This window comes from Rhizobium sp. BK377, from assembly GCF_014193935.1.
Lineage (GTDB): Bacteria > Pseudomonadota > Alphaproteobacteria > Rhizobiales > Rhizobiaceae > Rhizobium.
Window position 1 is genome coordinate 198,220 of sequence record NZ_JACIAC010000003.1, and the last position, 26,845, is coordinate 225,064.

The window sequence follows — 26,845 nt, forward strand, 5'->3', positions numbered from 1 at the left end:
CGATGATCCGCTATATCCTCTGGCGCATTGCCGCCATGGTGCCGACCCTGCTCGTGATATCGGCTCTGGTCTTCGTCATCATCGAATTGCCGCCCGGCGACTTCTTCGAAAGCCAGATCGCCGAACTGCGCGCCCAGGGCGAGACCGCAAACCTGCAGGAAATCGAAGAACTGCGCCATCAATACGGTTTCGACCAGCCGGAGATTGTGCGCTACTTCTACTGGGTCGGCGGCATGCTGCACGGCGATTTCGGCTATTCCTTCGAATATCAGCTGCCGGTTTCCGACGTGGTGGGCGACCGCCTGTGGCTGACGATCCTCGTCTCTTTCTCGACCATCCTTCTCACCTGGCTGATCGCCTTTCCGATCGGCATCTATTCGGCGACCCATCAATATAGCTGGAGCGATTACGGACTGACCTTTCTCGGCTTGCTCGGAATCGCCATCCCCAACTTCATGCTGGCGCTGATCCTCATGTATTTCGCCAATGTCTGGTTCGGGCTCTCGATCGGCCATCTGATGGACCAGCAATATCTCAATCAGCCGATGAGTTGGGAAAAGGCCCGATCGATCCTCGCCCATCTCTGGATTCCGGTCATCATCGTCGGGACGGCGGGGACAGCCGGCATGATCCGCCGCTTGCGCGCCAACCTGCTCGACGAGATGCAGAAGCAATATGTGACGACGGCACGCGCCAAGGGCCTGCATCCGGTAAGGGCGTTGGTCAAATATCCGCTGCGCATGGCGCTCAACTTCTTCGTCGCCGATATCGGCTCCATTCTGCCGTCGATCATTTCGGGCGCCGAGATCGTCGCCATCGTCCTGTCCCTGGAGACGACGGGACCAATGCTGATCAAGGCGCTGCAGAGCCAGGACATGTACCTCGCAGGCTCGTTCCTGATGTTCCTCGCGTTCCTGAACGTGATTGGCGTACTCATTTCCGATGTCGCGCTCGGCTTCCTCGATCCGCGCATCCGTCTGCAAGGCAGGAGCACCAAATAATGTCGCCCCTACCCGCTCCCGGTGCGCCGCTGCCGCATTATGTTTCGACCGCCCCGTTCGATCCGATCGCAACGGAGACGATGACCTCGGCCCAGTCGCGGATCCATCTCGCCTCGCAGAAGCAACTCATGTGGTGGAAGTTCAAACGCCACAAGCTGGCGCTTGCATCCGGAATTTTCCTTGCCGCCATCTACCTTATGATCCTTATCGTCGAGTTCCTGGCGCCTTATGGGCTTCATACGCGCAACGTCGATTTCATCCATTCGCCGCCGCAGCGCGTCCATCTTTTCGACAGCGAGGGCAATTTTGTCGGCCCCTTCGTCTATGGCCGGCAGATGACGCTCGATATCGATACCCTGCACCGGCTCTACAGCGACAAGCAGAACGACATCCAGCCGATCCGCTTCTTCTGCCGCGGCGATGACTACAAGTTCTGGGGGCTTGTCTCTTCCGACTATCATCTGATTTGCCCGGCGATCGGCGGACAGATGTTTTTGCTCGGCACTGACCGGCTCGGCCGCGATGTGCTTTCACGCATTCTCTACGGCGCCCGTATCTCGCTGACCATCGGGCTGATAGGCATTGCCATCAGTTTCGTGCTCGGCATCGTCATCGGCGGTCTCGCCGGTTACTGGGGCGGCATCTTCGATCTCATCGTGCAGCGCCTGATCGAAGTGTTGCAATCACTGCCCTCGCTGCCGCTCTGGATGGCGCTTGCCGCCATCATGCCGGTGACGTGGAGCCCGATCGTCATTTATTTCGGCATCACCGTCATTCTCGGCATCATCGACTGGACGGGGCTTGCCCGCGCCGTGCGCTCCAAGCTTCTGGCATTGCGGGAAGAAGACTATGTCCAGGCAGCCCAGCTCATGGGCGCCAGCACGCCCCGTATCATCGGTCGGCATCTGGTGCCGGGCTTCATATCGCATCTCATCGCATCCGCAACCATTTCCATCCCCGGAATGATCCTCGGTGAGACGGCACTCTCCTTCCTCGGCCTTGGCTTGCGACCGCCCATTACCAGCTGGGGCATCCTGCTGACGGAGGCCAAGAGCGTGAGCGTCATCGCCTTCTACCCGTGGCTGCTGTTTCCGATCGTTCCGGTAGTGCTGGTAATTTTGGCGTTCAATTTTCTGGGAGACGGCTTGCGCGATGCGGCAGATCCCTACAAATAGCGTCGAGTTCGGCGGCGCGCTTCGCGTCCGTCGAATCGTGGCCTCCGATTTCCGGGGGTGGTAGAAGTATGTCGTCCACCTCAGAGGGCACACCTATGGCCAGACGTCTCGAAGATGCACGCATCCTCATGTACAGCCACGACACATTCGGCCTTGGCCACCTGCGCCGTTGCCGCACGATCGCCCATGCTCTCGTTGAGGATTATCGCGGCCTGAACATCCTCATCATATCAGGTGCGACGATTGCCGGTGCTTTCGACTACCGTGCCCGCGTCGATTTCGTGAAAATCCCAAGCGTCATCAAGCTTCGCAACGGCGAATACACGTCTCTCGCCAGCCATATCGACCTTCAGGATACGCTGAAGATGCGCGAAGCGAGCATTCGTCACACCGCCGAAACCTTTCAGCCCGATATCTTCATCGTCGACAAGGAGCCAATGGGCCTGAAGGGTGAGATTGAGGAGACGCTTGCCTATCTGAAGGCGCGCGGCACCACTCTAGTGCTTGGTTTGCGCGAGATCATGGATGCACCCCATCTGCTCGAAGCCGAGTGGAAGAGAAACAGCGTCATGCAGAAGATCGACCAGTATTACGATAGCATTTGGGTCTATGGGCCACCGGATTTCTACGATCCGCTTGTTGGTCTCGACGTACCGCCCAGTGTTCGTCGCAAGATGGATTTCGTCGGCTTTCTGCAGCGCAGCGTTTCCAAGGGCAAGAACTCGGTGAACGCTCGCAAGGACGACTACATCCTGGTCACGACGGGAGGCGGCGGCGACGGCTCGGATCTCGTTCACGATGTCATGAACGCCTATGAGGCCGATGAGACCCTGAGACAGAAGGCGCTCGTCGTGCTCGGACCCTATATGCCGGCGGCAGAACGCGCAAAGCTTGTCAGGAAAGGCGAGAAAATCCCCTATATCGAAGTGATCGAGTTCGACAACCACATGGAAGAGCTGATCGACGGCGCCACTGCCGTCGTCGCCATGGGCGGCTACAACACCTATTGCGAGATCCTCTCCTTCGACAAGCCGGCGTTGATCGTGCCCCGCGTCGCCCCCCGCGAAGAGCAGCTTTTGCGCGCCCGCCGCGCCAGTGAGCTTGGCCTCGTCGACATGCTGCCGCCCGAGCAGTCAGCCGACCCAGCCATCATGGCTGAAACGCTCAAGCAGCTGCCGTCACGACTGCCGCCGTCGAAAAGCGGCAGCAATATGCATCTTGAAGGACTGAACCAGATTTCCCGCACCGTTGGCGGGTGGCTGGACAGCCGCGGACGCCACCTTTCGCTTGTCGGCGCAGAATAAAGAGCCGTCCTTTGCCGCCACGCCGCAAGATTCTCGTCGTGCTGAAAGGCTATCCCCGCCTTTCAGAAACCTTCATCGCCCAGGAATTGCTCGGTCTCGAAAAGGCCGGCTTCGACCTGACGCTGATCTCCATGCGCCGGCCGACCGACAAGAAGCGCCACCCCGTGCATGACGAGATCAAGGCGCCGATCGTCTATTTGCCGGAATATTTGCACGAAGAGCCGGTCCGTGTGCTGAAGGGCGTCTTTTCAGGTTTTTCGAAACCGGGCTTCAGCGCGCTGATGAAGCGTTTCTTTTCTGATCTGCCGCGCGATATCTCCCGCAATCGTTTCCGCCGACTTGGCCAGGCGCTGGTGCTGGCACGCGAATGGCCCGACAAGGGCGAATGGCTGCATGCCCATTTCATCCACACACCCGCCTCGGTGACGGAGTATGCGAGCATCCTGACCGGCACGCCATGGACATGTTCCGCCCATGCCAAGGATATCTGGACATCGCCCGACTGGGATATCGGCCAAAAGCTCAAAAACGCCCGTTGGGCAGTGACCTGCACGCGCGCCGGCTATGAGCATATGAAAACGCTGACGGACCGCAAGGATGCCGTGCATCTGAGCTATCACGGCCTCGACCTCGCCCGCTTCGGCCATTTCGCAGGCGAGCACTCCAGCCGCAATGGCAGCGACCCTACCGACCCCGCCTTCATCCTCAGCGTCGGCCGTGCCGTGGAAAAGAAGGGCTATGATATACTGCTGCGTGCCCTTGCCTTGCTGCCGAAAGAACTGAATTGGCGCATGGATCATATCGGGGGCGGCGAGGCGCTTTCGACACTGAAGAAGATCGCCGCTGAACTCGGCCTTGCCGAGCGCATCACCTGGAAAGGCGCACTGGCACAGGAAGACGTGCTCGACCATTATCGCCGCGCCGATCTCTTCGCGCTTGCCTGCCGCATCGCCGCCAATGGCGATCGCGACGGCTTGCCGAATGTGTTGGTCGAAGCCTCCAGTCAGCGGCTCGCTTGCCTTTCAACCAATGTCTCAGGCGTGCCGGAACTGTTGAGCGATGGCGAGAACGGCCTGGTCGTGCCGGCGGAAGATCCGGCAGCTCTTGCAAAAGCGCTCGAGACGGCGATCCGCGATCCCGATCTGCGCAAGAGGCTCGGCGACGCTGCCGAAGAGCGCGTGCGCGGTCATTTCGATTATCACTCCAGTATCCGGCAGTTGAGCGCCCTGTTCGAGGCAGAATGGCAGAAGGCGTCATGACGGCTCCCCGCATCTTCTTTTATGTCCAGCATCTGCTCGGTATCGGCCATATCGCGCGCGCGAGCCGTATCGCCAATGCGTTGGTGAAGGACGGTTTGGAGGTGACGATCGTCACTGGCGGACTGCCCGTACCGGGTTTTCCGGGCGAGGGTGTCAGAACAGTCGAATTGCCGCCGGTCGTCGCCAGCAATGTCGGCTTTTCCGGCCTGGCCGATGCCGATGGACAGGCGGCGGGCGAGGAATTCCTTTCCAGACGGCGCGACCTGCTTCTGCAAGCCTTCGAGGAAACGAAGCCAGACGTCGTCATCATCGAGGCTTTTCCCTTCGGCCGCAGGCAGATGCGCTTCGAACTGCTGCCGTTGCTCGATGCGGTCGAAAGGGCCAGTCCGCGGCCGAAGCTTTTGAGTTCCGTACGCGACATCCTGCAGGAAAATCGCAAACCCGGCCGCGACGAGGAAACCGTCAAACTCATCAAGGACCATTTCGACGCCGTACTCGTCCATGGCGACCCGGACTTCGTACGTCTGGAGGATACCTTTCCGCTGACGGCAGAGATCGCCGGCCGGCTGCGCTATACCGGTCTCGTTGCTCCGCCGCCCGCGCCGGAACCGGCCGAGACGTTCGATATTATCGCGTCGGCAGGCGGCGGCGCCGTCGGGCTGGAACTGATCCGCGCCACGCGCGGTGCGGCAGCATTGCTGCCTGCCGATATCAGCTGGCTGCTGATTACCGGCCCCAATCTTCCCGCGGCCGATTTTTCAACATTGTCGGAAGATGCGCCTGCTAATGTGAGGATGGTGCGCTTTCGCAAGGATTTCCCCTCCCTCCTGGGCGGCGCTAAAGTCTCGATCTCGCAGGCCGGCTATAACACGGTGGGTGATCTCCTGCGCACACAATGCCGCCCGATCCTCATCCCTTTCGTGGCCGCCGGTGAGACGGAACAGACGGTGCGCGCCGAACGACTGCAGGCGCTTGGCCTTGCCGAAATTCTGCCGGAGGAGGGGCTGACGTTCGAGGATCTCAAGGCTGCGGTCGAACGGGCACTTGCAGCACCATTGCGTCCGGCCACGTCCCTCGATCTCGACGGGGCTGCCAAAAGTGCAAGCATCATTCGTTCGATGATCGGTTGAAACCCTCGCCTATTCCAAAATTCATGTGATATAAGAAAAATTCCGGCGAGAATCGGCGTTTCGACATTAGTCCGCTCCGCCTTGTTTTCGTTGCGATATCGGCGGTCTGACTGCATGGTCCTGTACTCGAAGATTCCCTCTTCCTCAGCATCAGGGTCGCTGTCCGGACTTTTCCAACAGTCTGACGGTTAGCCATGGAAAAAAGCCTCGCGCGCTACATCTGGAAGAACACGCGATTGCAGCAGCTCTGGATTCTGCTGGTCGTCGCAGCTTCCATGGTGCCCTATTTCCTGTCCTTCGACCTGCCGAAGCAGATCGTCAACGGACCTATTCAGGGTGACGGCTTCGAAGGGCCGGGCGCAAGACAGATCTTCATGCACATCGCTTACGACATACCGTTCATCGGTCATGTCGAATTCTTCAGGGGCCTGGAGCTTAACCGCCTTCAGATGCTGATGGCGCTGAGCCTCGTCTTCCTGGCGCTGGTGGTGCTGAACGGCCTCTTCAAGTTCTATATCAATACCTATAAGGGCCGGCTCGGTGAGCGTATGCTGCGCCGCATCCGCTTCGAGCTCATCGATCGCGTGCTGCGCTTCCCGCCCGCCCATTTCAAGCGGGTGAAGTCTGCTGAAATCGCCACCATGATCAAGGACGAGGTGGAGCCGATGGGCGGCTTCACCGGCGATGCATTCGTCTCGCCCGCCCTTCTCGGCGGCCAGGCGATTACCGCGCTTGCCTTCATCATCATCCAGAATTTCTGGCTGGGCATGATCGCGGCTGCCATCGTCGGCGTGCAGGCTGTGGTCATCCCCCGCATGCGCAAGCGCCTGCTGGAACTCGGGCGTCAGCGCCAGCTGACCGCACGTGAACTCTCCGGCCGCGTCGGCGAGATCGTCGACGGTATCGGCACGATCCACGGCAACGACACCTCCAACTTCGAACGCGCCGATATCGCAACCCGCCTCGGCCGTATCTTCTCTATCCGCTACGACCTTTACCAGTGGAAATTCCTGGTCAAATTCATCAACAACTTCCTCGCCCAGGTCACGCCCTTCCTCTTCTACGCGATCGGCGGTTACCTGGCACTGCAGGGCCGGCTAGACATCGGTCAGCTCGTCGCCGTCATTTCCGCCTACAAGGACCTACCCGGCCCGCTGAAGGAATTGATCGATTGGGACCAGATGCGCCAGGACGTGCAAGTCAAGTATGCGCAGGTCTACGAGCAGTTCAATGTCGAGCCGCTGATCGACAGCCGCATTCAGGAACTCGCCACAGCGCCGGTCGCACCGCTGACAAGCGCCCTCGTCGTCACCAATCTCTCCGTCAGCGACGACAGCGGCGCGCGCCTCGTCGATCATGTCTCGGTCGAGATCAAGCCGAACGAGACGGTTGCGATCGTCGGGCCGAACGGGAGCGGTGCGGAAGCCTTCGCCGAAGCGCTCGGCCGTCTCGTCTGGCCGGATTCCGGCCGCATCACCATCGACGGACAGGATCTGCTGGATCTGCCGGAATCGGTCACTGGCCGGCGCATTTCCTATGCCTCTGCCGAGAGTTATTTCTTCCACGGCACGCTGCGCGACAATCTGGTCTACGGCCTCAAGCATGCGCCGATGAAAGAACCCGAATATGACGGCAAGGCAGCGCAGGAATACAAATGGCACGTTGCGGAATCGCAGAAGGCAGGCAATCCCACGCTCGATCTCAACAGTGATTGGGTAGACTACAACGCTGCGGGCGCCAACGGACCTGAAGATCTTCTGAAGGCGATCCGGCCGGTGCTCGACGCCGTGATGATGTCGCAGGACATTCTGGATCTGGCGCTGCGATCCACCGTCAATACCGAGGTTCACACGGCACTCGGCAGCCATATCGTGGAACTCAGAACATCGTTGCGCGAACGTCTGACCGCGGAAAATCTCGACGCCATCGTCGTGCCATTCGATTTCGACACCTACAACACGCAGGCGACCGTCGGCGAAAACCTGCTCTTCGGCACGATGAAGCGGCCGCTGATGAACAACCGGCGGCTCGCCGGCCATCCCTATTTCCAGCAGCTCTTCCGCGAAACCGGGCTGAGTACCGACCTCTACACGATGGGGCTGGAAATCGCCGAAAACGCAGTGGAACTCTTCCACGACCTGCCGCCGGACCACCCTTTCTTCCAGCAGCTTACCTTCATGACGGCGGATGACATTCCGACCTATCAGGCACTGCTGCAGAAGCTCCAAGGCAAGCGCTTCGAGGATGCCACACCGGAGGACCGGGCAAGCATCATCCGCTTAAGCTTTGCCTATATCGAACCGCGGCATCGCTTCGGTCTCTTGACCCAGACGCTGACGGACAAGATTGTCAGCGCCCGTAAGCAGTTCCACGAGAACATCCCCAGCGATCTGGCCGAGCTGATCGAGCGTTATGACATCAATCGCTTCACGGCCTCGGCGAGTCTAATGGACAATGTGCTCTTCGGTCGCATCGCCTATCAGCAGGCCGATGCCTCCGACCGCATTCGCCTCATCATGGGAGAACTCTTCGATGCGCTCGATCTCTATGACGACGTACTGTCGATCGGGCTGGAATTCGATGTCGGCACCGGCGGCAAGCGCCTGACCGGGGTGCAGCGTCAGAAGCTCAATCTTGCCCGGGCTCTGCTCAAACGCTCCGACTACTTCATCTTCAACCGGCCGATCCCGGCGCTCGACCAGCGTATCCAGGATCAGATCACTCACAACATCATCGAAGGTCTGCACGAAGAAGGCAAGCGCCCGGCAATCATCTGGGTGCTGTCCAACGCCAAACTGGCGGAAATCTTCGATCGAATTTTGCTCTTCGAGCGCGGCAATCTTGCCGAGGCGGGCAACTATCCGGAACTTTCCGAGAAAAACGGGATGTTCAAGGAACTGTTATCGTAATATTCTATTGGGGCGGCACGGACGGCGCCCGCAAGGCGCTTGAGTTGGTTTTAGCGCATGATCAAGGACCATGCGGCAGGGAGTTGTAACGCTCATGCTGTTGAGAGATGAAGTCGAAATGCTGCGGCGGGTGCCGATCTTCTCGAGGATCGCACCAGCGAAGCTCAAACTCTTGGCTTTCACCTCCGACCGTATGACATACCGGGCCGGCCAGAACCTGTTTCGTCAGGGCGATGTCGGCGACGCCGCCTACGTGGTTCTGTCAGGCACGGCCGATATCATCGTTGCCTCTCCTGCCGGCGAGATCAAGGTTGCCGATGTCGAAGTCAATTCTATCGTCGGGGAAATCGCCATCCTCTGCGACGTCTCGCGTACCGCGACCGTGCGCGCCACTTCACCGCTCGAAGTCCTGCGTATCAGCAAGGAACACTTCCTCAAGCTTCTGAGCGATTTTCCGGAAATGGCGGTAGAAATCATGCGCGTGCTTGCTGACCGTCTCAACCACACGACCGCCGAACTGACCGCTGCGCGCGCTTCTAAACAGCCGCAGATGGCGCAGTGAATTTCAAAAGAGATCCCAAATGAAAAGGCACGCCGGGTTTCCCAAGCGCGCCTTTCTTTGTGCTTCCTGCACTATTCGCGCTGTTCCAGCGCCCTGTTGAAGGCGAGAGCCGCCAGCGTGCAGATCGCTCCGGAGAGCAGGTAATAGCCGACGAAGGTCAGGCCGAACTGGCTGGACAGGCTGAGCGCCACCAGCGGCGCGAAGCCCGCACCGACCAGCCAGGCAAGATCCGACGTGAATGCGGCACCCGTATAGCGATAGCCGCGGCCGAAACGCGACGAGATCGAGCCTGTCGCCTGGCCGAAGGAGAGGCCAAGCACGCCAAAGCCGATGATGACGAAGGCATCGTGGCCGCTGTTGCCGGCACCGATCAGAAGCGGCCCGACGAAGCTGAAGATCGCGATCAGAATGGCGCAAATCGCCAGTTGCTTCCGCCGGCCGATGCGGTCGGCAATCATGCCCGAGGCTATGATGGCAACGATACCGACCATGGCGCCGATGACCTGTACCACCATGAAGGCACCGATCGGCTGGTTGCCGTAAAGGCTCATCCAGCCGAGCGGGAAGATGGTAACGAGGTGGAACATGGCAAAGCTTGCGAGCGGCACGAAGGCCCCGATCAGGATATCGCGGCCGTGGACGCGCAGCACGTCGAGGATCGGCGCTGCTTCAAGCTCATGCTGCTCCAGCAGCGTGCCGAACTCCTTGGTCATGACAAGCCGAAGGCGGGCAAAGAGAGCAACGACGTTGATCGCGAAGGCGACGAAGAACGGGTAACGCCAGCCCCATGAGAGGAAGTCTTCCGAAGAAAGGTTGGCGACGAAGTAACCGAATAGGATGCTTGCCAGCGCAAAGCCGATAGGCGCGCCAAGCTGCGGGATCATTGCATACCAGCCGCGATGATTCGGCGGCGCGTTGAGAGCAAGCAGCGACGCAAGGCCATCCCACGCCCCGCCGAGCGCAAAGCCTTGGCCAAGCCGGAAGAGGGCCAACAGCGCGATCGCCCAGTAGCCGATTTCATCATAGCCCGGCAGGAAGGCGATCGATGCAGTTGAGCCGCCGAGCAGGAAGAGCGCGATGGTGAGCTTAGTGCCACGTCCGTAGAAGCGGTCGATCGTCATGAAAACGACAGAGCCTACGGGACGAGCAAGGAAGGCCAGCGAGAAAATCGCGAAAGAATAGAGCGTGCCCGTCAGCCGGTCCGGCGCGAAAGGAAAGATGAGCTGTGGAAAGACGAGTACGGATGCGAGGCCGTAAACGAAGAAATCAAAAAACTCGGACATGCGACCGATCACCACGCCGATGGCGATGCTACCGGGCGAAACCGGCTTGTCATCGTGAATGCGCCGCGCGTCCCGCTCCAGCGATGATGATGATGGTCCTAAATGTGTGGCAGTAGCCATATGAAACGCCTCCCTCGTTTAAGGTGCCCTTTGCAAAGCACCTCAAGCTGATCTTGTTCCATATTTGCAGCTTATCAAGTCCTGATGGCGCAAATAGTTGGCGCCGAATTCTCAAAAATCGATGCGATGGAAAAATCGCGTGATACCTGCGTCAACTTATTCCAGAGTTTCATTGGGCAAGGTCTTGCTTTTCGGCTATATACGTGGCGGCGCCGGAAATTTCCTTCTGACTTTTATCAGGATTTGTGGGCGCCGTGGAAGCTGACTTCTCCCGCGGTGCAAAATGCATGTTGCACTGCGACCAAAGACCTCATATCGCTCATTGTGCCAGTGCTTTAGTCGGCAATCGAACGAAACAAAAAGAGCTTAGAGACGTGCCAAAACTGCAGAAGTTTTCCCGCCTTCTATTAATCTTGCCGCTGTTTTTTTTGGCAGGATGCAACATGGTGGTCATGTCGCCTTCGGGCGACATCGCAGCCCAACAGCGCGACCTCATCGTCGTGTCGACGGTCCTGATGCTTTTGATCATCATTCCGGTGATCTTCCTCACGCTGTTTTTCGCCTGGCGCTACCGGCGCTCGAATACGGCCGCGACCTATGCACCGGAATGGCATCATTCGACCCGCCTCGAAATCGTGATCTGGTCGGCGCCGCTTGCCATCATCATCGCGCTCGGCGCGGTCACCTGGATTTCCACGCATAAGCTCGATCCCTACCGTCCACTTGACCGCATCGATGCGGACCGTGCCATTCCGGCCGATACCAAGCCGTTGACCGTCGAGGTCGTGGCACTCGACTGGAAGTGGCTATTCTTCTATCCCGACCTCGGCATCGCGACCGTCAACGAGCTCGCAGCGCCGGTCGATGTGCCGATCAATTTCAAGATCACCTCCTCTTCGGTGATGAACTCCTTCTACATCCCCGCCCTCGCCGGTCAGATCTACGCTATGCCGGGAATGGAAACGAAGCTGCACGCCGTCATCAACAAGGAAGGCGAATATGATGGCTTCTCCGCAAATTACAGCGGCGAAGGCTTCTCACATATGCGCTTCAAGTTCCACGGCCTGAGCCAGCAAGGCTTCGACGCTTGGGTGGCGCAAGTCAAGCAGCAGGGCACGATGCTGAACCGCGACGCTTACCTGAAACTCGAAAAGCCGAGCGAGAAGGAACCGGTGCGCTACTATGCCGGCGCCGATGCCGAGCTCTACGACGCGATCCTCAACATGTGCGCCACACCCGGGAAGATGTGCATGAACGAGATGATGCACATCGACATGATGGGCGGCGGCGGCAAGGAAAGCGAAGAAAACCGCGAAAAGCTGACCTACGACAATCGCCATGCGGACGAAGGGATCGTCGCGCCTGCGGCCACCGTGCCTGCAACGGGCGCACCCGCACGCAGCGAGCCGGCCGAAAGCACTGATGGCAACAGGATGCAGAACATGCCCGGAATGGACATGCAGCATGAGGGTCATTCGATGCCCGGCTCGGGCAATGGCGGCGATCCGGCGCCGGCACAGCTCAACAATAACAATTAACCTGGCGCTTTGCGTCGCAAGACATAATGAACGGGTTGTTCCATGTTTTCCAATCCTGACCTCCTGAAGTTCATCTTCGGCCGGTTGACCCTCGATGCGATCCCCTATCACGAGCCGATCCTGGTCGTGACCTTCATCGGCGTCGTCATCGGCGCCATCGCAGTGCTTGGCATCATCACCTATTTCAAGTTCTGGGGTCCGCTCTGGCGCGACTGGATCTGCAGCGTCGATCACAAGAAGATCGGCATCATGTATGTGATCCTGGCCGTCATCATGCTTTTGCGCGGCTTCTCCGACGCGCTTCTGATGCGTGGCCAGCAGGCAATCGCCTTCAACGGCAATGAAGGCTACCTGCCGCCGCACCATTACGACCAGATCTTCACCGCCCACGGCGTCATCATGATCTTCTTCGTGGCGATGCCCTTCGTCACCGGTCTCATGAACTTCGTCGTGCCGCTGCAGATCGGCGCGCGCGACGTCTCATTCCCGTTCCTCAACAACTTCTCGTTCTGGATGACAACGGCGGGCGCAATCATCATCATGCTCTCGCTCTTCATTGGCGAATTCGCCCAGACCGGCTGGCTCGCTTATCCGCCGCTGTCGGGTGCCGCCTATAGTCCAGGTGTCGGCGTCGATTATTATATCTGGGGCCTGCAGGTCGCCGGTGTCGGCACGACGCTATCAGGCATCAATCTGATCGCGACCATCGTGAAGATGCGCGCGCCGGGCATGACCTTCATGAAGATGCCGGTCTTTACCTGGACGGCGCTCTGCACCAACATCCTGATCGTCGCTTCCTTCCCGATCCTGACTGCAACGCTCGCTCTCCTGTCGCTCGACCGCTATGCCGGCACGAACTTCTTCACGAACGATCTCGGCGGCAATCCGATGATGTACATCAACCTCATCTGGATCTGGGGCCATCCCGAAGTCTACATTCTCGTGCTGCCGGCATTCGGCATCTTCTCGGAAGTGGTCGCGACCTTCTCCGGCAAACGCCTCTTCGGCTACGCCTCGATGGTCTACGCCACCTGCGTGATTATGATCCTCTCCTACCTCGTCTGGCTGCATCACTTCTTCACGATGGGTTCGGGTGCTTCCGTCAACTCCTTCTTCGGGATCACCACAATGATCATCTCGATCCCGACGGGGGCGAAGATGTTCAACTGGCTCTTCACCATGTACCGCGGCCGTATCCGCTACGAGGTGCCGATGCTGTGGACGGTCGGCTTCATGGTGACCTTCGTTATCGGCGGCATGACGGGCGTCATGCTTGCCGTGCCGCCGGCCGACTTCGTGCTGCACAACTCACTCTTCCTGATCGCCCACTTTCATAACGTGATCATTGGCGGCGTTCTCTTCGGTATGTTCGCCGGTGTGAACTACTGGTTCCCGAAGGCCTTCGGCTTCAAGCTCGATCCTTTCTGGGGTAAGATGAGCTTCTGGTTCTGGCAGATCGGCTTCTGGTTCGCCTTCATGCCGCTCTACGTGCTCGGCCTGATGGGCGTCACCCGGCGGATGAGCCAGTTCGAAGATCCGTCGCTGCAGATCTGGTTCATCATTGCCGCCTTCGGCGTCGGTCTGATCGCGCTTGGCATCGCGTCCTTCCTGATTCAAATCGTCGTATCCTTCATGAAGCGTGAGGAACTGCGTGACGATAGCGGCGATCCGTGGGATGGCCGCACGCTGGAATGGTCGACCTCGTCGCCGCCGCCGGACTACAATTTCGCCTTCACACCGGTCGTACACGATCACGACAGCTGGTACGACATGAAGAACCGCGGCTACGAGCGTCCGCTCGGCGGCTTCAAGCCGATTCACATGCCGAAGAATACCGGTACCGGCGCGATTCTGTCCGCCATCAGCGTCGCGCTCGCCTTCGGCCTGATCTGGTACATGTGGTGGCTCGTCGTCGTCTCCGCCGTCGCCCTGCTCGTCGTCGCGATCGGCCATACGTTCAACTACAAGCGTGACTTCTACATTCCTGCGGACGAAGTCACCGAAACGGAAGGCAAGCGCACAAAGTTGCTTGCCGAACAGGTGTAAGAGACCATGAGCGATCAAACTGTCGACACGGCCCAAAAGCCTGAATTCTACCTCACGGAAGACCATCATCCGGAGAACAGCACCAATCTCGGCTTCTGGCTCTATCTGATGAGCGACAGCCTGATTTTCTCGGTGCTGTTTGCCACCCATGCCGTGCTCGGCCGCAGTTATGCCGCCGGCCCGTCGCCGGCCGATCTCTTCGATCTGCCCCTGGTCGCCATCAACACCTCGATGCTGTTGCTCTCCTCCATCACTTATGGGTTTGCGATGCTGCAGATGGAGCGAAACGCAAAGGCGGAAACGCTGTTCTGGCTGGCAGTGACCGGCCTTTTCGGCGCGGCCTTCGTCGGCCTTGAGCTTTACGAGTTCGTACACCTCATCCACGAGGGCGCCGGTCCGCAGCGCAGCGCTTTCCTGTCGTCTTTCTTTACGCTGGTCGGTACGCACGGTCTGCACGTTACCTCCGGCATCATCTGGCTGATCACGCTGATGGTGCAGGTCTCCATGCATGGCCTGCATGAAGCCAATCGTCGCCGCCTGATGTGCCTTTCCATGTTCTGGCACTTCCTCGACGTCGTCTGGATCGGCGTCTTTTCCTTCGTTTACCTGATGGGAGTTCTCGGATGAGTTCGCAAGCACCCGCACATGAGGATGCCCACGAGGCTCACCACGGCCACAGCCATGGACATCAGGCCGGCCACGGCAGTTTCAAGAGCTACGTGACGGGCTTCATTCTATCCGTCATCCTGACTGCCATCCCTTTCTGGCTCGTCATGGGAGAGGTCTTCGAAAATCATATCGTAACCGCCATCTTGGTGATGGCGCTCGGCGCCGTGCAGATCGTCGTTCACATGATCTTCTTCCTGCACATGAACACGAAATCGGAAGGCGGCTGGACGATCATGGCACTGATCTTCACGATCATCATCATCGCGATTGCTCTCTCGGGCTCGCTCTGGGTCATGTATCACCTGAACACGAACATGATGCCGATGAGCCCCGAAATGATGAAGAACATGCCATAGCGGCAAAGGAACGGACGGCGGCAACGCCGCCCGTTGCGGTGTCCCCATGACCGATATCTCTTCCGACCGACAGGACAGGCCACGTTCGGCCGTCACACTTGCGATCCTTGGCATCGGCCTTCTTGCCCTCGTCGCCACCCTGATCGCGCTCGGCACCTGGCAGGTCTATCGACTCTCCTGGAAGCTCGATCTAATCGCCCGCGTCGATGCGCGCGTTCATGCCGAGCCCGTCGCCCCGCCGACTCGCGCCGACTGGGCCAAGGTTAATGCCGCCGATGACGAATACCGGCGGGTAACGGCAACAGGCACCTTCGAAAACGACAAGGAAACGCTGGTCGCAGCATCAACAGCGCTCGGCGCCGGCTATTGGGTGCTGACGCCACTAAGGCTTGCGGACGGCAGCGCGATATTGATTAATCGCGGCTTTGTGCCGACAGACCGCCGCGACCCCGCCTCGCGACCGGAAAGCGAGATCGATGGGCCGGCCGGTATCACCGGGCTGATGCGCATGACGGAGCCAAGGGGCATGGTGCTGCGCTCCAACGATCCGGCTGCCGACCGCTGGTATTCGCGCGATGTCTCAGCCATCGCCGAAAAGCGTGGTATTGCGGACATTGCCCCCTTTTTCATCGACGCGGAGGCGACACCCAATGCCGGCGGCTTGCCCGTCGGAGGGCTGACGGTCCTCGATTTCCCGAACAACCACCTTGTCTATGCGGTCACCTGGTATGTGCTGGCGTTCATGGTGGCGGGGCTGCTGGTCTATATCGCACGCAACGAATTCAGGGTCCGCAGAGCTTTTTTGAATGATCTATTGCGCAATGCGGCTGATCGCCTCGGCAAGCTGCGCCTGTGAAAAGGGTTTACCGAGGCGCGGTATATCGGTGATGCCTGCACCCTCGGGAATCTCGGCAAAACCGGTCGCGAGAATGATTGGCATGTCCGGCCACTCGCTCCGTATTGCGAGCGCAAGCTGCGAGCCTGTCATCCGCGGCATGGCGTGATCAGAGATAACGAGATCGACGCTTTCGTGGCGAAGAATGTCGAGCGCGTCGGCGCCGGCCGTCGCCTCGATCACGGTGTGGCCGAGATCCTCCAGCATCAGCGCCGTGTTCATCAGAACCAGCCCGTCATCGTCGACTGCAAGGATGCGCAACGGTCGTGAGCTATTTGCCGCTTCGTGCACGGATTGTTCGGGCTCTTCAACGGCGCTTTTGGCTTCCGTGACCGGAAACCATAGCTCGGCGGCGGTGCCTTCACCCAGCCGGCTGTTCAGTATGAGCCTGCCGCCGGACTGACCGGCGAGTCCTTGCACCATGGAGAGGCCGAGGCCCGTTCCCTTGCCGACGCCCTTGGTCGTGAAGAACGGAGTTACCGCCCGTTTCAGCGTCTCCTCGTCCATGCCTTCGCCCTCATCGGTAACGGCGACGCGTACATAATGACCGGCCGCCATAGTACCACCGTCAGGCACGATCTCTTCAGTGGCTTTGATCCTGATAATTCCGCCGCCGGGCATGGCGTCACGGGCATTGACGACGAGATTGAGCACCGCCGTCTCCAGTTGAGTCGGATCGGTAGCGATCGTCGGGAGGCTTTCGGGGAATTCGGTTTCAAGCGAGGCGATCGGGCCGATGGAGCGAGAGACCATGTCCATCATGCCACGCAGGAGCTCAGACACATCGATCCTCTCCACTTGCAGCTCCTGGCGGCGGGAAAAGGCGAGCATCCGTTGGGTCAGCGCCGCGCCGCGCTGTGCGCCTTGTATGGCATTGTCGACAAGGGGCGACAAAACAGGATCCTGCGGCATGCGCTTCTTGAGGATTTCGAGGCTGCCCAGCACCGCCATCAGCAGGTTGTTGAAGTCGTGAGCGATCCCGCCGGTCAATTGGCCGATCGCCTCCATCTTCTGCGCCTGGAAAAGTTCTTCACGGGTCCGCTCCAGCGCATGCTGCGTCTCCAGCTTCTCGGTAATGTCGCGGGTGATCTTGGCAAAGCCGATCAGCCCGCCGTAATCGTCCCTAATCGCATCGATCACGACACTTGCCCAAAAGCGTGACCCGTCCTTGCGTACGCGCCAGCCTTCTCGTTCGAACCGTCCGTCGCGGCTAGCGGTGGCCAATGCCAGCTGAGGCAATCCGTTGAGGCGATCCTCATCCGTGTAGAATGTGGAAAAGTGCCGGCCGATGATCTCTTCCGAGCGATAACCCTTGATGCGTTCGGCCCCGGAATTCCAGCTCGTCACGTTGCCCTCCGGGTCGAGCATGTAGATCGCGTAATCAGACACACCTTGAACAAGAAGTCGAAACTGCTCTTCGCTGCGCTTTAACGCGTTTTCGGCCGCCCTGCGCTCCGTCAGGTCGCGGATGATCTTGGCAAAACCAATCAGCTCGCCGGAGGCATGACGGATCGGATCGATGATGACGTGCGCCCAAAAACGCGTGCCATCCTTGCGTTGGCACCAGCCCTCTCCCTCGAAGCGTCCTTCCGTCGCCGCGATTTTGAGCGCCCGGGCGGGCAGACCAGCCTCCCTGTCGGCATCGAGATAGAATCGGGAGAAATGCTGGCCGAGGATTTCGGAAGCGCGATAACCCTTGAAGCGCTGAGCGCCGGAATTCCAGCTCGCCACGTAACCTTCAGGGCTCAACATATAGATTGCATAGTCGGTGATCGCATCGACGAGCACCCGGAAACGCCCCTCATCCTCAAGAGAGGTATCATATCTATCCACAGCTTCCATCTGCCCCTCTAAACGAATTACCAGCGCATTATAACGCTGGTTCGTGGGGATGGTTCCAGAGAAGCGCTGCGAATTGCCTCAGACGGCTTGGCTCTGCGGATAGAAGCGTTCCGCAATGCGTTCTGACGCCGAATAAGCCTGAGTGACGATCTCAGGCACGAGATCGATGTCCGGCAGGCTGCCGAGGCCGAGAGGACCGACCGCAAAAACCCCGTCGACCGACGAGCCGTCGTCCAGGAACGTTTCGCCGCATGCATTGACCGCCAGGCCAAGCGCGAGCTCGTCAGGCATGGCGAGCCGCGCCGCGAACAAGCTTTGAATCAGAGGAGCAGAAAGATCCGGCGCATGGCAGCGGCAATCGATGATGCGTTCGGCATGGATGACTTCTTCGCTCGATGAACCGGACGGCGTGAAGAACAGGCCGCTGAGACCTCGACGCCCGGCGCGGCCGCGCCTGAGCACCGTACTGCCCCCGGCAAGCTCCTGCTTGAGGCGCAGATGCATCGCCTCCGGCAGGCGGTTGCGGTGACTGTCATAGATTGCCCGCAGATGCCGGTTGAACTGACGCTTCTGACGCGCTGGCAGCGATCGCCAGAGCGAACGGGCGTGCCTGCGAAGGCCGTTCATGATCGACTGCCAGCTTCGCCCCTCCTCTTCCGCTTCGCGGCAGGCGTGGCGGATGAAACTGACGATATCGGGCAGGCTATGCGGTAGCGCCTCGGCCGGGAAGACTGGATCGGCGGAGTTCGGCGTATGGCTCTGCGGCAGGAAACCGTGCCGTGAAATGATCGTTATCTGGCCGGTGTAACCGCCATCGCGAAGCTGCAGCAGTTGGTCCACGACGCGAATGCCGCTGCCGAGCAGAACCGTATGCGGCCGGGCGACAAGGCGCTGCGCCCTGACCGGTGAAACCTCCGGATCTTCGTGAGGTCGAGGCAGGCCGTAACCTGTCGCGAGAATCACGATATCGAAAAGCGGATTGGACGGATTGGCACTTTCAAGCAGGAACCGGCTGCCATGGCTCCTGCGGATTGCCACGACAGGATCATGGCAGACCTGGACGGTGATGTCCCGACGGGCGGCGAGCGCTTCGGAAAAGCGCTGGTAGACGTAGTCGCTGAAGATTTCCCTGGGTACGAAGATTTGCCGGAAGCCGGGGATGGCGGCTGGTACGGCGGCGCGGAATTCAGCGTTGCTACAGAGCCAGTCATTGAAATCATCAGGATCGCCGAGCGAAACGGAGAGATCACGCACACGCGTATTGAGGATGGTCGAGGATCTAGCCGACGCCAATGCCTGGCCGCCATTGACCGTGGAGTTCGGATCGAAGAGCTGGAGGTGGAAAGGCGTGCGCACGGTGCGCATCAGTGCCACTGCCATCATCATACCGGAAAAACCGCGGCCGACGATCGCAATGCGCGGTACGGCTGAAATCTGGGCGGCCGCATTCGCCTTGCCTGAAAAAAGTCCCTGAACCGTCATCTCAACTCCCTTGCGGCTCATCCGCACGTGTCTCGATCGAGGTTTCAACGCAGGATATCTGAAGTCGTGCGTTGGGCAGGTTCATGCGGCCATTCAAAACGTTCGCCGCCAAATCTGGGTCGGAAAAGGCATCCTCGCCCGACCTATAGTCTATCAAACTAGTCGTGTATGAAAGCGCGAAAAGCACAAGGTGGCAAGAAGTTTATTTTACCACCTGCCTAACACCTTGATCCAAAAAGGAAACGCGACCGGCCTATGCGAGGATTTCGACAGTGAAGGAAAAGCGTGCGGTTTCGCCCGATGCAAGCACGTTCGTGTAGGGACGGCCCTCCAGATCGTCGGGACCGCCGTTTTCGGCGGCAGTCCCGTGCCAGGGCTCGACGCAGAGGAAGGGAGCGCCGGGCTTAGTCCAGAGCGCCAGATTGGGAAGGTTCTCAAAGCTGAAATGCATGGACGGACCGCCTCCAGCCTCATAACGCAGCCCGGGGCCAGCGCCTTCCGGGAAGATCATCGCGTCCTCCTCGAACATAGAATGATCGAGCACGAGGCTGCCGGACTTGAAGGGTGAAGCAAGTTTCTTCGGCGATATCAGACCGCCTTCGAGCCGGACGAGTGCCGGCTCGGCGCCATTGTCCAGAGAGACCTTATGCGGCTTGTTCGCAGCATCCGGCAGCGGCCAGACGAAAGCCGTATGAAAGCCGAGACCGAAAGGCATCGGCCTAATGTCGCGGTTGGTGACTTCGGCGGCAACGGTCAGCGCCTGACCTTCGACGCTATGGATAACGGCCAGCAGGAAATCGAAGGGATAAACCGCCTTCGTGGCCTCTGAAGCGACGAGTTCGTAACGGCAGCTCGTTTCGGACGAGGATGCCAGCGCAAATTCGCTGCGGCGGGCAAAGCCGTGCTGGGCCATCGACGCCCTGTGACCGCCAACCTTCAGGATGTCATTCGGCGCCTTGCCCACCATCGGGAACAGGATCGGCGAACGGCCGCTCCAGAAGGCGGCGTCACCGTTCCAGATCCAGGAGCGGCCGTCGCTCGATGTCAGCGCCTGCATTTCGGCGCCCAGCGAGGAAACGTCGACGGTGAGAAACTGATTAGCAATCCGGACCGTGGATGACATCGAACGCCTCTTCGTGCTGGTTGGCGAGCGGACCATACATGCCTGGCACGCGGATTTCCACCGGCGTTGCGCCGCTTCCAAATTTTCGTCTTCCGGCGGAAAACTACGCCCGCTGCGTGTATGCGAGGCGCGTCAACGCAGCGTCATCGGCCAATGCGAAGGAGGCTCACGTAAAAATAACCAACTGGTGAATTCTTTACTTGAACCCCCTGTTGGAATCGGCAAAAGTGAATGCGCTATCAATCCCTTCATGGATTTGCCCTCTTTCCGGGCCACCTGTGTCCGAGCACACATCTATTGGAAAATACCGTGAGCAGCGATGCGTCCATACGCGCGATGAAGCCTTCGGCTTCGATGGCGCTTGCAACCGCGGCAGGGTGGGGCAAAGGCCTCTACACGCTGTTCCGCATCACCGTAATGGCCTTCCGTCATCCCTGGCAAGCAGGCCTCGCCATCTGCGCGACCCTGATCGCCTCCACCTTCCAGCTTCTGATCCCTCGCCTGCTCGGCCAAGCGGTCGACCATACGCAGGTGGCGCTCCATGGCGGCACAATCGGGCAGCAGGCGCAGGATGCGCTTCTGACGACGGCGCTGCTGCTGCTCGGCGCCAGCGTGCTGCGCGGCATCTTCACGATGATCCAGAACTACTACAGCGAAGCGGTCGGCCACCACATGGGCTACGAACTGCGCCTCGCCTGCTACGAAAAGATCCAACGTCTCTCCTTCTCTTTTCATGACAGCGTGCATTCGGGCGACCTGATAACGGTCGGCCTGCTCGATCTGGAAGGCGTGCGCATGTATTTCTCGACGGCGCTTGTGCGCGTCTTCCTGCTGACCATGCTGATCGGCATCGGCGCATACATGCTGCTCTCGACCGACGTCCTGCTCGGCCTGCTGGCGCTCTCGTTCGTGCCGTTCGTCGGTTGGCGCTCTTCTGTGACCCAGCTTCGCTTGCGCGCCACCTGGCTTGACCTGCAGCAGCGGTTGTCGGTGCTGACGCGCATCATGGAAGAAAATCTCGGCGGCATCCGCGTCGTGCGCGCTTTTGCGGCCCAGGACCACGAACTATCGAAGTTCGACGAGGCATCGAAGAAAGCGTTGGAACTTGCACATCAGCGTGTCGGCATCCGCGTCGTCAATACCAGCGCCATGACTTTTTCCTTCTTCGTGGCCATGGGACTGGTGCTGTGGGTCGGCGGCAGCAAAGTGCATTCCGGCCAGATCACCGTCGGTACGCTGGCCTCCTTCCTGACCTTCATGACCATTCTGCAAATGCCGGTGCGGCAGCTCGGCCTGATGGTCAACGCCTTCGCCCGTGCTTCGACCTGCGGCACGCGCCTCTTTGACCTTCTGGATCTCGAAATCGCCGTGCGCGACGCCCCCGATGCCAGGGAGTTAAAGGTGACGGAGGGCACGCTGCGCTTCGAGAATGTCAGCTTCGCCTATCCAAGTTCGCCGATGCACGAGGTTCTGCATGACGTGAGCTTCGAGGCCAAGCGCGGCGAAACGGTCGGCATTGTCGGGCCACCCGGCAGCGGTAAGTCGACACTCGCGCACCTGATCCCACGCTTCTACGATGCAACCGGCGGTAGGATAACCATCGACGGGCAGGATATCCGTAAGGCGACGCTGCAGTCGCTGCGCCGCTCCGTCGCCGTCGTGCAGCAGGATTCCTTCCTGTTCACCACGACGATCGAAAACAACATCGCCTATGGCGACCCTTGGGCCAAGGAAGGCCGCATCGAGCGGGCCAGCGAAAGCGCGCAGCTGCACAACTACGTGCTCGGCCTGCCGACCGGCTACGGCACTGTTGTCGGCGAACGCGGCGTTTCGCTTTCGGGCGGCCAGCGACAGCGGCTTTCGATCGCCCGTGCGCTGATGCTCAAGCCCGCCGTGATGGTGTTCGACGATTCGACGGCAGCAATCGACGCAGCAACCGAGCAGCGCATCCGCAGCGCCATGCGCCGCTACGCCGCCGATCGCGTGACGATCATCGTCGCCCATCGCCTGAGCTCGCTGATGCATGCCAACAAGATCTTCTTCATCGAGGACGGACGTATCGTCGAGCAGGGCACGCATGACGAGCTCCTGGCGCTCGGCGGCCGCTACAAGGCACTTTACGATTTGCAGGTGCGACCGGGCGACGACGCTTTGAGCGCGTAAGAAACCGGCGCAGGAGGAAACAAGATGGCCGAGGAACTGGAAACCGAACGCTCCGACGTTCGCGAGGATGGCAGACGCCCGCCAAGAGCAGTCGTCGGCTCGCAGCGTGTAGAAGAGGAAATCTTCGGCAAGGTCTTCGATTCCAACATCGTCAAGCGCATCTGGGCCTTCGTCCATCCCTACCGGCGCGATGTCATCCTGTCGGTGATTTCCGTGCTGGTCTTTACCGGCATGCAGCTTCTCATTCCGCTGATTATCCGCTACGCCATCGACCATGGCATGCAGCCGGACGACAATGGCTCAGCACTGACCTTAGCGATCGTCGCCTTCCTGATCGCCATCCTCATCAACTACGGGGCCAGCTATTTTCAGGAAACGTTAGTCGGCGGCGTAGCGGAAAACGTGCTCTTCGATATCCGCAAGGCGATGTTCTCCCATCTTCAGCGCGTGTCGCTCTCCTTCATGGATAAGACTGAGATCGGCCGGCTGATGTCGCGCCTGCAGGGCGACGTCAATTCGATGCAGGAATTTCTGGAAACCTGCGTACTGTCCGTCGGTGATATCTTCCTGCTCTTCGGCATCGTCTTCGTGATGCTCTATCTCGACTTCAAGCTCGGCCTCCTGACGCTGTCCGTGCTGCCGGTACTCTTTGTCGTGCGCCTGTTCTGGCTGCCGCTCGCCCGCAAGTCTTTCATGGCGGCGCATGAGACGAATTCGGTCGCGAATGGCGCGCTTGCCGAAGCGATCCATGGCGTGCGTGCCGTCCAGAGCATGGATCGGCAGGAGGTCAACTTCACGCTTTACGACGACAAGGCGCATGCCAACCTGCTGACACATCTGACGGCGGCCCGATACGCGCAGATCATGGTGCCGATCGTCGATACGCTGACAGGTATCGCCATGGCGCTCGTCATCGTCGTCGGCGGTGCGCGCGTATTGAACCAGGCGCTCGACGTCGGTGTACTCGTCGCCTTCCTCTTCTACATCCAGCGCTTCTTCGACCCTATCCGCTCGCTGACGCTGCAATATTCGGTCATGCAGCGCGCCATGGCCTCGGGCCAGCGGCTGACCGACGTGCTCGACGTGCCGATCGAAATCAAGGATGCTCCGGATGCCAAGGTGCTCTCGCCCGATATGGACGGCTCCGTCGAATTCCGCGATGTCGTGTTCGGGTACAATCCCAAGCAGCCGGTGCTCAAGCATGTGAGCTTCAGGGTCAATCCCGGAGAGACGGTCGCCCTTGTCGGCCCGACGGGTTCGGGCAAGTCGAGCTGCATGTCGCTGATCCACCGTTTCTACGAGGTGCAGCAGGGACAGGTGGTGGTCGGCGGCCATGACGTGCGCGAACTCACTCAGGATTCGCTTGGCCAGCAGATAGCCATGGTGCTGCAGGAACCCTTCCTCTTCACCGGCACCGTTTTCGAAAATATCCGGTATCATAAGACGGAAGCCACCCGTGAGCAGGTGATCGAGGCCGCCAAGGCCGTTGGTGCACATGACTTCATCATGCGTCTGCCCCAGGGCTATGACAGTATGCTCGGCGAGCGCGGCGGCAATCTTTCGCTCGGCCAGCGCCAGCTTCTTTCCTTTGCCCGCGCACTGGTGGCGGACGCCAAGATCCTCGTGCTCGACGAGGCGACGGCCAATATCGACAGCTATACCGAAATGCTGATCCAGAAGGCGCTGGTGAAGCTGCTCGAAAACCGCACCGGTCTCGTCATCGCCCACCGTCTGGCAACGATCCGCGAAGCGGACCGCATCATCGTGCTGCAGAACGGCGAGATCGTCGAAAGCGGTAATCACCACCAGCTCATGAAAAACGGCAAGCTTTACTCAAAGCTCTATAACCTCAACTACGCATCCTTCGACGATATTCCCGAGGACGTGCTGGAAGAAACGGTGACAGAATCGGCGACCTGATGCCGGCAGTTGCGATTGTGCGTTTGATCCACCGAATTCGCGCTGAGGATTTCAGTGCAAAATATAAATTGAGGGCCTACCTACCGTTTTCTTGGCCGGCTTGCCTCAAAAGGTGCAAGATTTGAACGAACAAACGCCGCCGTGGAGCATTTTATGTTCGATAGGGGCGATCTGCGACTAAGGAGAATGTCATGAAGAGAATTGTTAGCAGTCTGTTGATCGCGACGGCCCTTGTGGGCTCGGCTATTCAGCCTGCTGCCGCACGCGATCATCACCATCACAACAATACCGGCCGCATCATTGCCGGCGGCGTTGCTGCCGGTGTCGTTGGCGGCTTGATCGGTGGTGCGCTTGCCAATAGCGGTCCTCGTTATGTCGAGGGTCCTCGCTATTACGATGCAGGCCCGCCGCCGCCGAGATGCTGGTATGAAGATCGTGATGTTCGCAACCGTTACGACGGCGGCTATCATACCGAAACCGTTCGGGTCTGCGACTAACGCCCGAGATACCCGCTAGCGCAAATCATTGATGCGGCGTTGATGTGTTCAACGCCGCTGCTTTTTCGCTTCCTCGCCCGAGGCTACATCGCTGTCCCGGCTATGCTCCTCAAATATCGGCGAAAACTGCCCGTAATATTGCTCGTGGCTCATTCGGCCATGAGAAAAATCCTGCACCTGTCATTCGCCTGCACAGAGTCCTCAGGCGCCGCGCGGCACGGTATCGCGCTGCTTGCGCGTCATTACCGTCGCGACGACGAAGACGAGCAACGCACCGGCAGCGAGGCAGGCAGCCAGGAAGAACATCGGCGCAATCGTGCTTCCTGTCTCGTCCTTGATCCAGGGCACGACGTTCTGGGCGACGAAGCCGCCGAGATTGCCGACGGAATTGATGGCGGCAAGGCCGGCGGCAGCACCTGCGCCCTTCAGGAAGCGGGACGGCAGGCTCCAGAAGACCGGCTGCGGCGCGAAGATGCCGGCCGCGGCAATGCAGAGGAAGATGAACTGCAGCGTGTTGTTGGGAACGAGCGCCGAGAGCAGCAGGCAGGCCGCACCGATGAAGGCGGGAATGACGATATAGGGCGTCTTCGCCTTCACCTTGTCGGCGGCAGCCGGGACCGCCCATAGCGCGATCGCCACCAGCATCCACGGGATTATGTTGAGGAAACCGTTCACGGTATTGCTGACGCCGAAAGCCTTCACGATAGTCGGCAACCAATAGCTAAGACCATAGGCGGCCAGCGGAAAGGCGATGTAGCAAAGCGCCATCAACAGGACGCGCGGATCGATCAGCGCCTTGAAGCCGTTTTCGGCATTGTGATCCATGCCGGAATTTTCGGATGCTAGCCGATTTGCGAGCCAGCTCTTCTCCTCGTCGCTAAGGAAGTCTGCGTCTTCAGGCCGGCCATTGAGATAGAAGAAGGTGACGATACCGGCGACGACGGCCGGAATACCGGTTGCCAGGAAAACCCATTGCCAGCCGGCATGGCCGAGAAAACCGTCGAGATCAAGCAGCATGCCGCCAACCGGCGCGCCAACGGCATTGGCAAGGGCACTGAAGATCATGAACAGCCCCACCATGCGGCCGCGATAATCCGCCGGGAACCAGAGCGTCAAAAGATAAAGGACGCCTGGAAAAAAACCTGCTTCACAGACGCCGAGGAGGAAGCGCAGGATGTAGAACATCGTCGCGTTCTGGGTATAGGAGAGCAGGATCGTTACAATGCCCCAGGAAACCAGGATGCGCGCGAACCAGACACGCGCACCGAATTTGTCGAGGAACAGGTTGCTCGGCACTTCAAAGAGGAAATAGCCGATGAAGAAGAGCGAGGCGCCAAGCCCATAGGCATATTCGCTCATGCCGAGCGCATCGACCATTTGCAGCTTGGCATAACTGACGTTTTGACGATCGATATAGGCAATAAGATAAAGGATTCCGAGGAATGGCATGAGCCGCCAGGTGATCTTCGAGATCAACTGCTGTTCGTTGACCATTGCAATTTCTCCAAATGATTGTTGCTTTTCTCTTTGATAGATAGCCGCGTCGGGGCAATTATCAATCATAGCGAACG

Annotated in this window: 21 protein-coding genes; 16 read left to right on the forward strand and 5 right to left on the reverse strand. The window is 59.4% G+C overall.

The window, feature by feature from the left end; genetic code table 11:
* The first annotated feature begins 2 nt into the window (after window positions 1-2).
* The 7 genes from FHT92_RS15590 (at window position 3) to FHT92_RS15620 (ending at window position 9,340) form a co-directional block, all read left to right on the forward strand.
* Window positions 3-1,001 carry an ABC transporter permease gene (locus FHT92_RS15590; protein WP_183742611.1) on the forward strand — a complete coding sequence of 333 codons (999 nt, stop codon included), beginning with the start codon at window positions 3-5 and terminating at the stop codon, window positions 999-1,001.
* A complete protein-coding gene (locus tag FHT92_RS15595; RefSeq protein ID WP_183826745.1) occupies window positions 1,001-2,176 on the forward strand; it encodes an ABC transporter permease in 1,176 nt (391 codons plus the stop codon). Before FHT92_RS15590 ends, FHT92_RS15595 begins: the two co-directional genes overlap by 1 nt.
* A gap of 95 nt (window positions 2,177-2,271) precedes the next feature.
* On the forward strand, window positions 2,272-3,480 hold the full coding sequence (locus FHT92_RS15600) for a glycosyltransferase family protein (RefSeq protein ID WP_183742607.1): 1,209 nt from the start codon (window positions 2,272-2,274) through the stop codon (window positions 3,478-3,480).
* Between the two features lie 11 nt (window positions 3,481-3,491).
* The gene (locus FHT92_RS15605) at window positions 3,492-4,739 is read left to right on the forward strand and encodes a glycosyltransferase family 4 protein (RefSeq protein WP_183826748.1); all 1,248 of its coding nucleotides are present in this window, start codon (window positions 3,492-3,494) and stop codon (window positions 4,737-4,739) included.
* On the forward strand, window positions 4,736-5,869 hold the full coding sequence (locus FHT92_RS15610) for a glycosyltransferase family protein (RefSeq protein WP_183826751.1): 1,134 nt from the start codon (window positions 4,736-4,738) through the stop codon (window positions 5,867-5,869). The genes FHT92_RS15605 and FHT92_RS15610 overlap by 4 nt, the downstream gene beginning before the upstream one ends.
* A 194-nt stretch (window positions 5,870-6,063) precedes the next feature.
* Entirely contained in the window at window positions 6,064-8,778 is a 2,715-nt protein-coding gene (locus FHT92_RS15615) for an ABC transporter transmembrane domain-containing protein (RefSeq protein WP_183742601.1), read from the forward strand.
* Between the two features lie 94 nt (window positions 8,779-8,872).
* Window positions 8,873-9,340 carry a cyclic nucleotide-binding domain-containing protein gene (locus FHT92_RS15620; protein WP_183742600.1) on the forward strand — a complete coding sequence of 156 codons (468 nt, stop codon included), beginning with the start codon at window positions 8,873-8,875 and terminating at the stop codon, window positions 9,338-9,340.
* Between the two features lie 71 nt (window positions 9,341-9,411).
* On the opposite strand, the gene FHT92_RS15625 is transcribed toward FHT92_RS15620, so the two are convergent.
* A complete protein-coding gene (locus FHT92_RS15625) occupies window positions 9,412-10,743 on the reverse strand; it encodes an MFS transporter (RefSeq protein ID WP_183742598.1) in 1,332 nt (443 codons plus the stop codon).
* 374 nt (window positions 10,744-11,117) lie between these two features.
* Between FHT92_RS15625 and cyoA the strand changes: the two genes are divergently transcribed.
* Genes cyoA through FHT92_RS15650 form a run of 5 tightly spaced genes read left to right on the forward strand, consistent with a single transcriptional unit; the run spans window position 11,118 to window position 16,208 of the window.
* On the forward strand, window positions 11,118-12,281 hold the full coding sequence (cyoA, locus tag FHT92_RS15630) for a ubiquinol oxidase subunit II (RefSeq protein ID WP_183826754.1): 1,164 nt from the start codon (window positions 11,118-11,120) through the stop codon (window positions 12,279-12,281).
* A 42-nt stretch (window positions 12,282-12,323) separates the two neighbouring features.
* Window positions 12,324-14,327 (forward strand): cytochrome o ubiquinol oxidase subunit I, encoded by a 2,004-nt coding sequence (cyoB, locus tag FHT92_RS15635; protein ID WP_183826757.1) that lies wholly within the window; start codon window positions 12,324-12,326, stop codon window positions 14,325-14,327.
* Between the two features lie 6 nt (window positions 14,328-14,333).
* Complete coding sequence (gene cyoC, locus FHT92_RS15640; RefSeq protein WP_183742592.1) at window positions 14,334-14,954, forward strand: cytochrome o ubiquinol oxidase subunit III; 621 nt, start codon at window positions 14,334-14,336, stop codon at window positions 14,952-14,954.
* Window positions 14,951-15,352, forward strand: coding sequence for a cytochrome o ubiquinol oxidase subunit IV (cyoD, locus tag FHT92_RS15645; RefSeq protein WP_183742590.1), 402 nt, complete (start codon window positions 14,951-14,953; stop codon window positions 15,350-15,352). Before cyoC ends, cyoD begins: the two co-directional genes overlap by 4 nt.
* Window positions 15,353-15,398: 46 nt before the next feature.
* Window positions 15,399-16,208, forward strand: a complete 810-nt coding sequence (locus tag FHT92_RS15650; RefSeq protein ID WP_183826759.1) for an SURF1 family protein — start codon at window positions 15,399-15,401, stop codon at window positions 16,206-16,208.
* Here the strand turns inward: FHT92_RS15650 and FHT92_RS15655 are convergent.
* The 3 genes from FHT92_RS15655 to FHT92_RS15665 form a co-directional block, all read right to left on the reverse strand.
* Entirely contained in the window at window positions 16,164-18,089 is a 1,926-nt protein-coding gene (locus FHT92_RS15655; protein ID WP_183826762.1) for a PAS domain-containing sensor histidine kinase, read from the reverse strand. The genes FHT92_RS15650 and FHT92_RS15655 overlap by 45 nt on opposite strands.
* A 78-nt stretch (window positions 18,090-18,167) precedes the next feature.
* Window positions 18,168-19,571: an FAD/NAD(P)-binding protein gene (locus FHT92_RS15660; protein WP_183826765.1), complete on the reverse strand. Its 1,404-nt coding sequence runs from the start codon at window positions 19,569-19,571 to the stop codon at window positions 18,168-18,170.
* Between the two features lie 253 nt (window positions 19,572-19,824).
* Entirely contained in the window at window positions 19,825-20,694 is an 870-nt protein-coding gene (locus FHT92_RS15665; protein ID WP_183826768.1) for an aldose 1-epimerase family protein, read from the reverse strand.
* On the opposite strand from FHT92_RS15665, the gene FHT92_RS15670 reads away from it, so the two are divergent.
* The 4 genes from FHT92_RS15670 (at window position 20,684) to FHT92_RS15685 (ending at window position 25,274) form a co-directional block, all read left to right on the forward strand.
* Window positions 20,684-21,007 (forward strand): hypothetical protein, encoded by a 324-nt coding sequence (locus FHT92_RS15670; RefSeq protein ID WP_183826771.1) that lies wholly within the window; start codon window positions 20,684-20,686, stop codon window positions 21,005-21,007. The genes FHT92_RS15665 and FHT92_RS15670 overlap by 11 nt on opposite strands.
* Window positions 21,004-22,857: an ABC transporter ATP-binding protein gene (locus tag FHT92_RS15675; protein WP_183826774.1), complete on the forward strand. Its 1,854-nt coding sequence runs from the start codon at window positions 21,004-21,006 to the stop codon at window positions 22,855-22,857. The genes FHT92_RS15670 and FHT92_RS15675 overlap by 4 nt, the downstream gene beginning before the upstream one ends.
* A 24-nt stretch (window positions 22,858-22,881) precedes the next feature.
* Window positions 22,882-24,777: an ABC transporter ATP-binding protein gene (locus FHT92_RS15680; protein WP_183826777.1), complete on the forward strand. Its 1,896-nt coding sequence runs from the start codon at window positions 22,882-22,884 to the stop codon at window positions 24,775-24,777.
* Window positions 24,778-24,968: 191 nt separating this feature from the next.
* Window positions 24,969-25,274 carry a hypothetical protein gene (locus FHT92_RS15685; protein WP_183742577.1) on the forward strand — a complete coding sequence of 102 codons (306 nt, stop codon included), beginning with the start codon at window positions 24,969-24,971 and terminating at the stop codon, window positions 25,272-25,274.
* 201 nt (window positions 25,275-25,475) lie between these two features.
* Here FHT92_RS15685 and FHT92_RS15690 read toward each other — a convergent pair whose 3' ends face one another.
* A complete protein-coding gene (locus tag FHT92_RS15690; protein ID WP_183826780.1) occupies window positions 25,476-26,768 on the reverse strand; it encodes an MFS transporter in 1,293 nt (430 codons plus the stop codon).
* Between the last annotated feature and the right edge of the window lie 77 nt (window positions 26,769-26,845).

What these genes read in the sequence shown, in the direction of transcription:
- FHT92_RS15590 (WP_183742611.1), top strand. Translation starts at nt 3, where the DNA reads ATGATCCGCTATATCCTCTGGCGCATTGCCGCCATGGTGCCGACCCTG.
- FHT92_RS15595 (WP_183826745.1), top strand. Translation starts at nt 1,001, where the DNA reads ATGTCGCCCCTACCCGCTCCCGGTGCGCCGCTGCCGCATTATGTTTCG.
- FHT92_RS15600 (WP_183742607.1), top strand. Translation starts at nt 2,272, where the DNA reads ATGGCCAGACGTCTCGAAGATGCACGCATCCTCATGTACAGCCACGAC.
- FHT92_RS15610 (WP_183826751.1), top strand. Translation starts at nt 4,736, where the DNA reads ATGACGGCTCCCCGCATCTTCTTTTATGTCCAGCATCTGCTCGGTATC.
- FHT92_RS15615 (WP_183742601.1), top strand. Translation starts at nt 6,064, where the DNA reads ATGGAAAAAAGCCTCGCGCGCTACATCTGGAAGAACACGCGATTGCAG.
- FHT92_RS15620 (WP_183742600.1), top strand. Translation starts at nt 8,873, where the DNA reads ATGCTGTTGAGAGATGAAGTCGAAATGCTGCGGCGGGTGCCGATCTTC.
- FHT92_RS15625 (WP_183742598.1), bottom strand. Translation starts at nt 10,743, where the DNA reads ATGGCTACTGCCACACATTTAGGACCATCATCATCATCGCTGGAGCGG.
- cyoB (WP_183826757.1), top strand. Translation starts at nt 12,324, where the DNA reads ATGTTTTCCAATCCTGACCTCCTGAAGTTCATCTTCGGCCGGTTGACC.
- cyoC (WP_183742592.1), top strand. Translation starts at nt 14,334, where the DNA reads ATGAGCGATCAAACTGTCGACACGGCCCAAAAGCCTGAATTCTACCTC.
- cyoD (WP_183742590.1), top strand. Translation starts at nt 14,951, where the DNA reads ATGAGTTCGCAAGCACCCGCACATGAGGATGCCCACGAGGCTCACCAC.
- FHT92_RS15650 (WP_183826759.1), top strand. Translation starts at nt 15,399, where the DNA reads ATGACCGATATCTCTTCCGACCGACAGGACAGGCCACGTTCGGCCGTC.
- FHT92_RS15655 (WP_183826762.1), bottom strand. Translation starts at nt 18,089, where the DNA reads ATGGAAGCTGTGGATAGATATGATACCTCTCTTGAGGATGAGGGGCGT.
- FHT92_RS15660 (WP_183826765.1), bottom strand. Translation starts at nt 19,571, where the DNA reads ATGACGGTTCAGGGACTTTTTTCAGGCAAGGCGAATGCGGCCGCCCAG.
- FHT92_RS15665 (WP_183826768.1), bottom strand. Translation starts at nt 20,694, where the DNA reads ATGTCATCCACGGTCCGGATTGCTAATCAGTTTCTCACCGTCGACGTT.
- FHT92_RS15680 (WP_183826777.1), top strand. Translation starts at nt 22,882, where the DNA reads ATGGCCGAGGAACTGGAAACCGAACGCTCCGACGTTCGCGAGGATGGC.
- FHT92_RS15685 (WP_183742577.1), top strand. Translation starts at nt 24,969, where the DNA reads ATGAAGAGAATTGTTAGCAGTCTGTTGATCGCGACGGCCCTTGTGGGC.
- FHT92_RS15690 (WP_183826780.1), bottom strand. Translation starts at nt 26,768, where the DNA reads ATGGTCAACGAACAGCAGTTGATCTCGAAGATCACCTGGCGGCTCATG.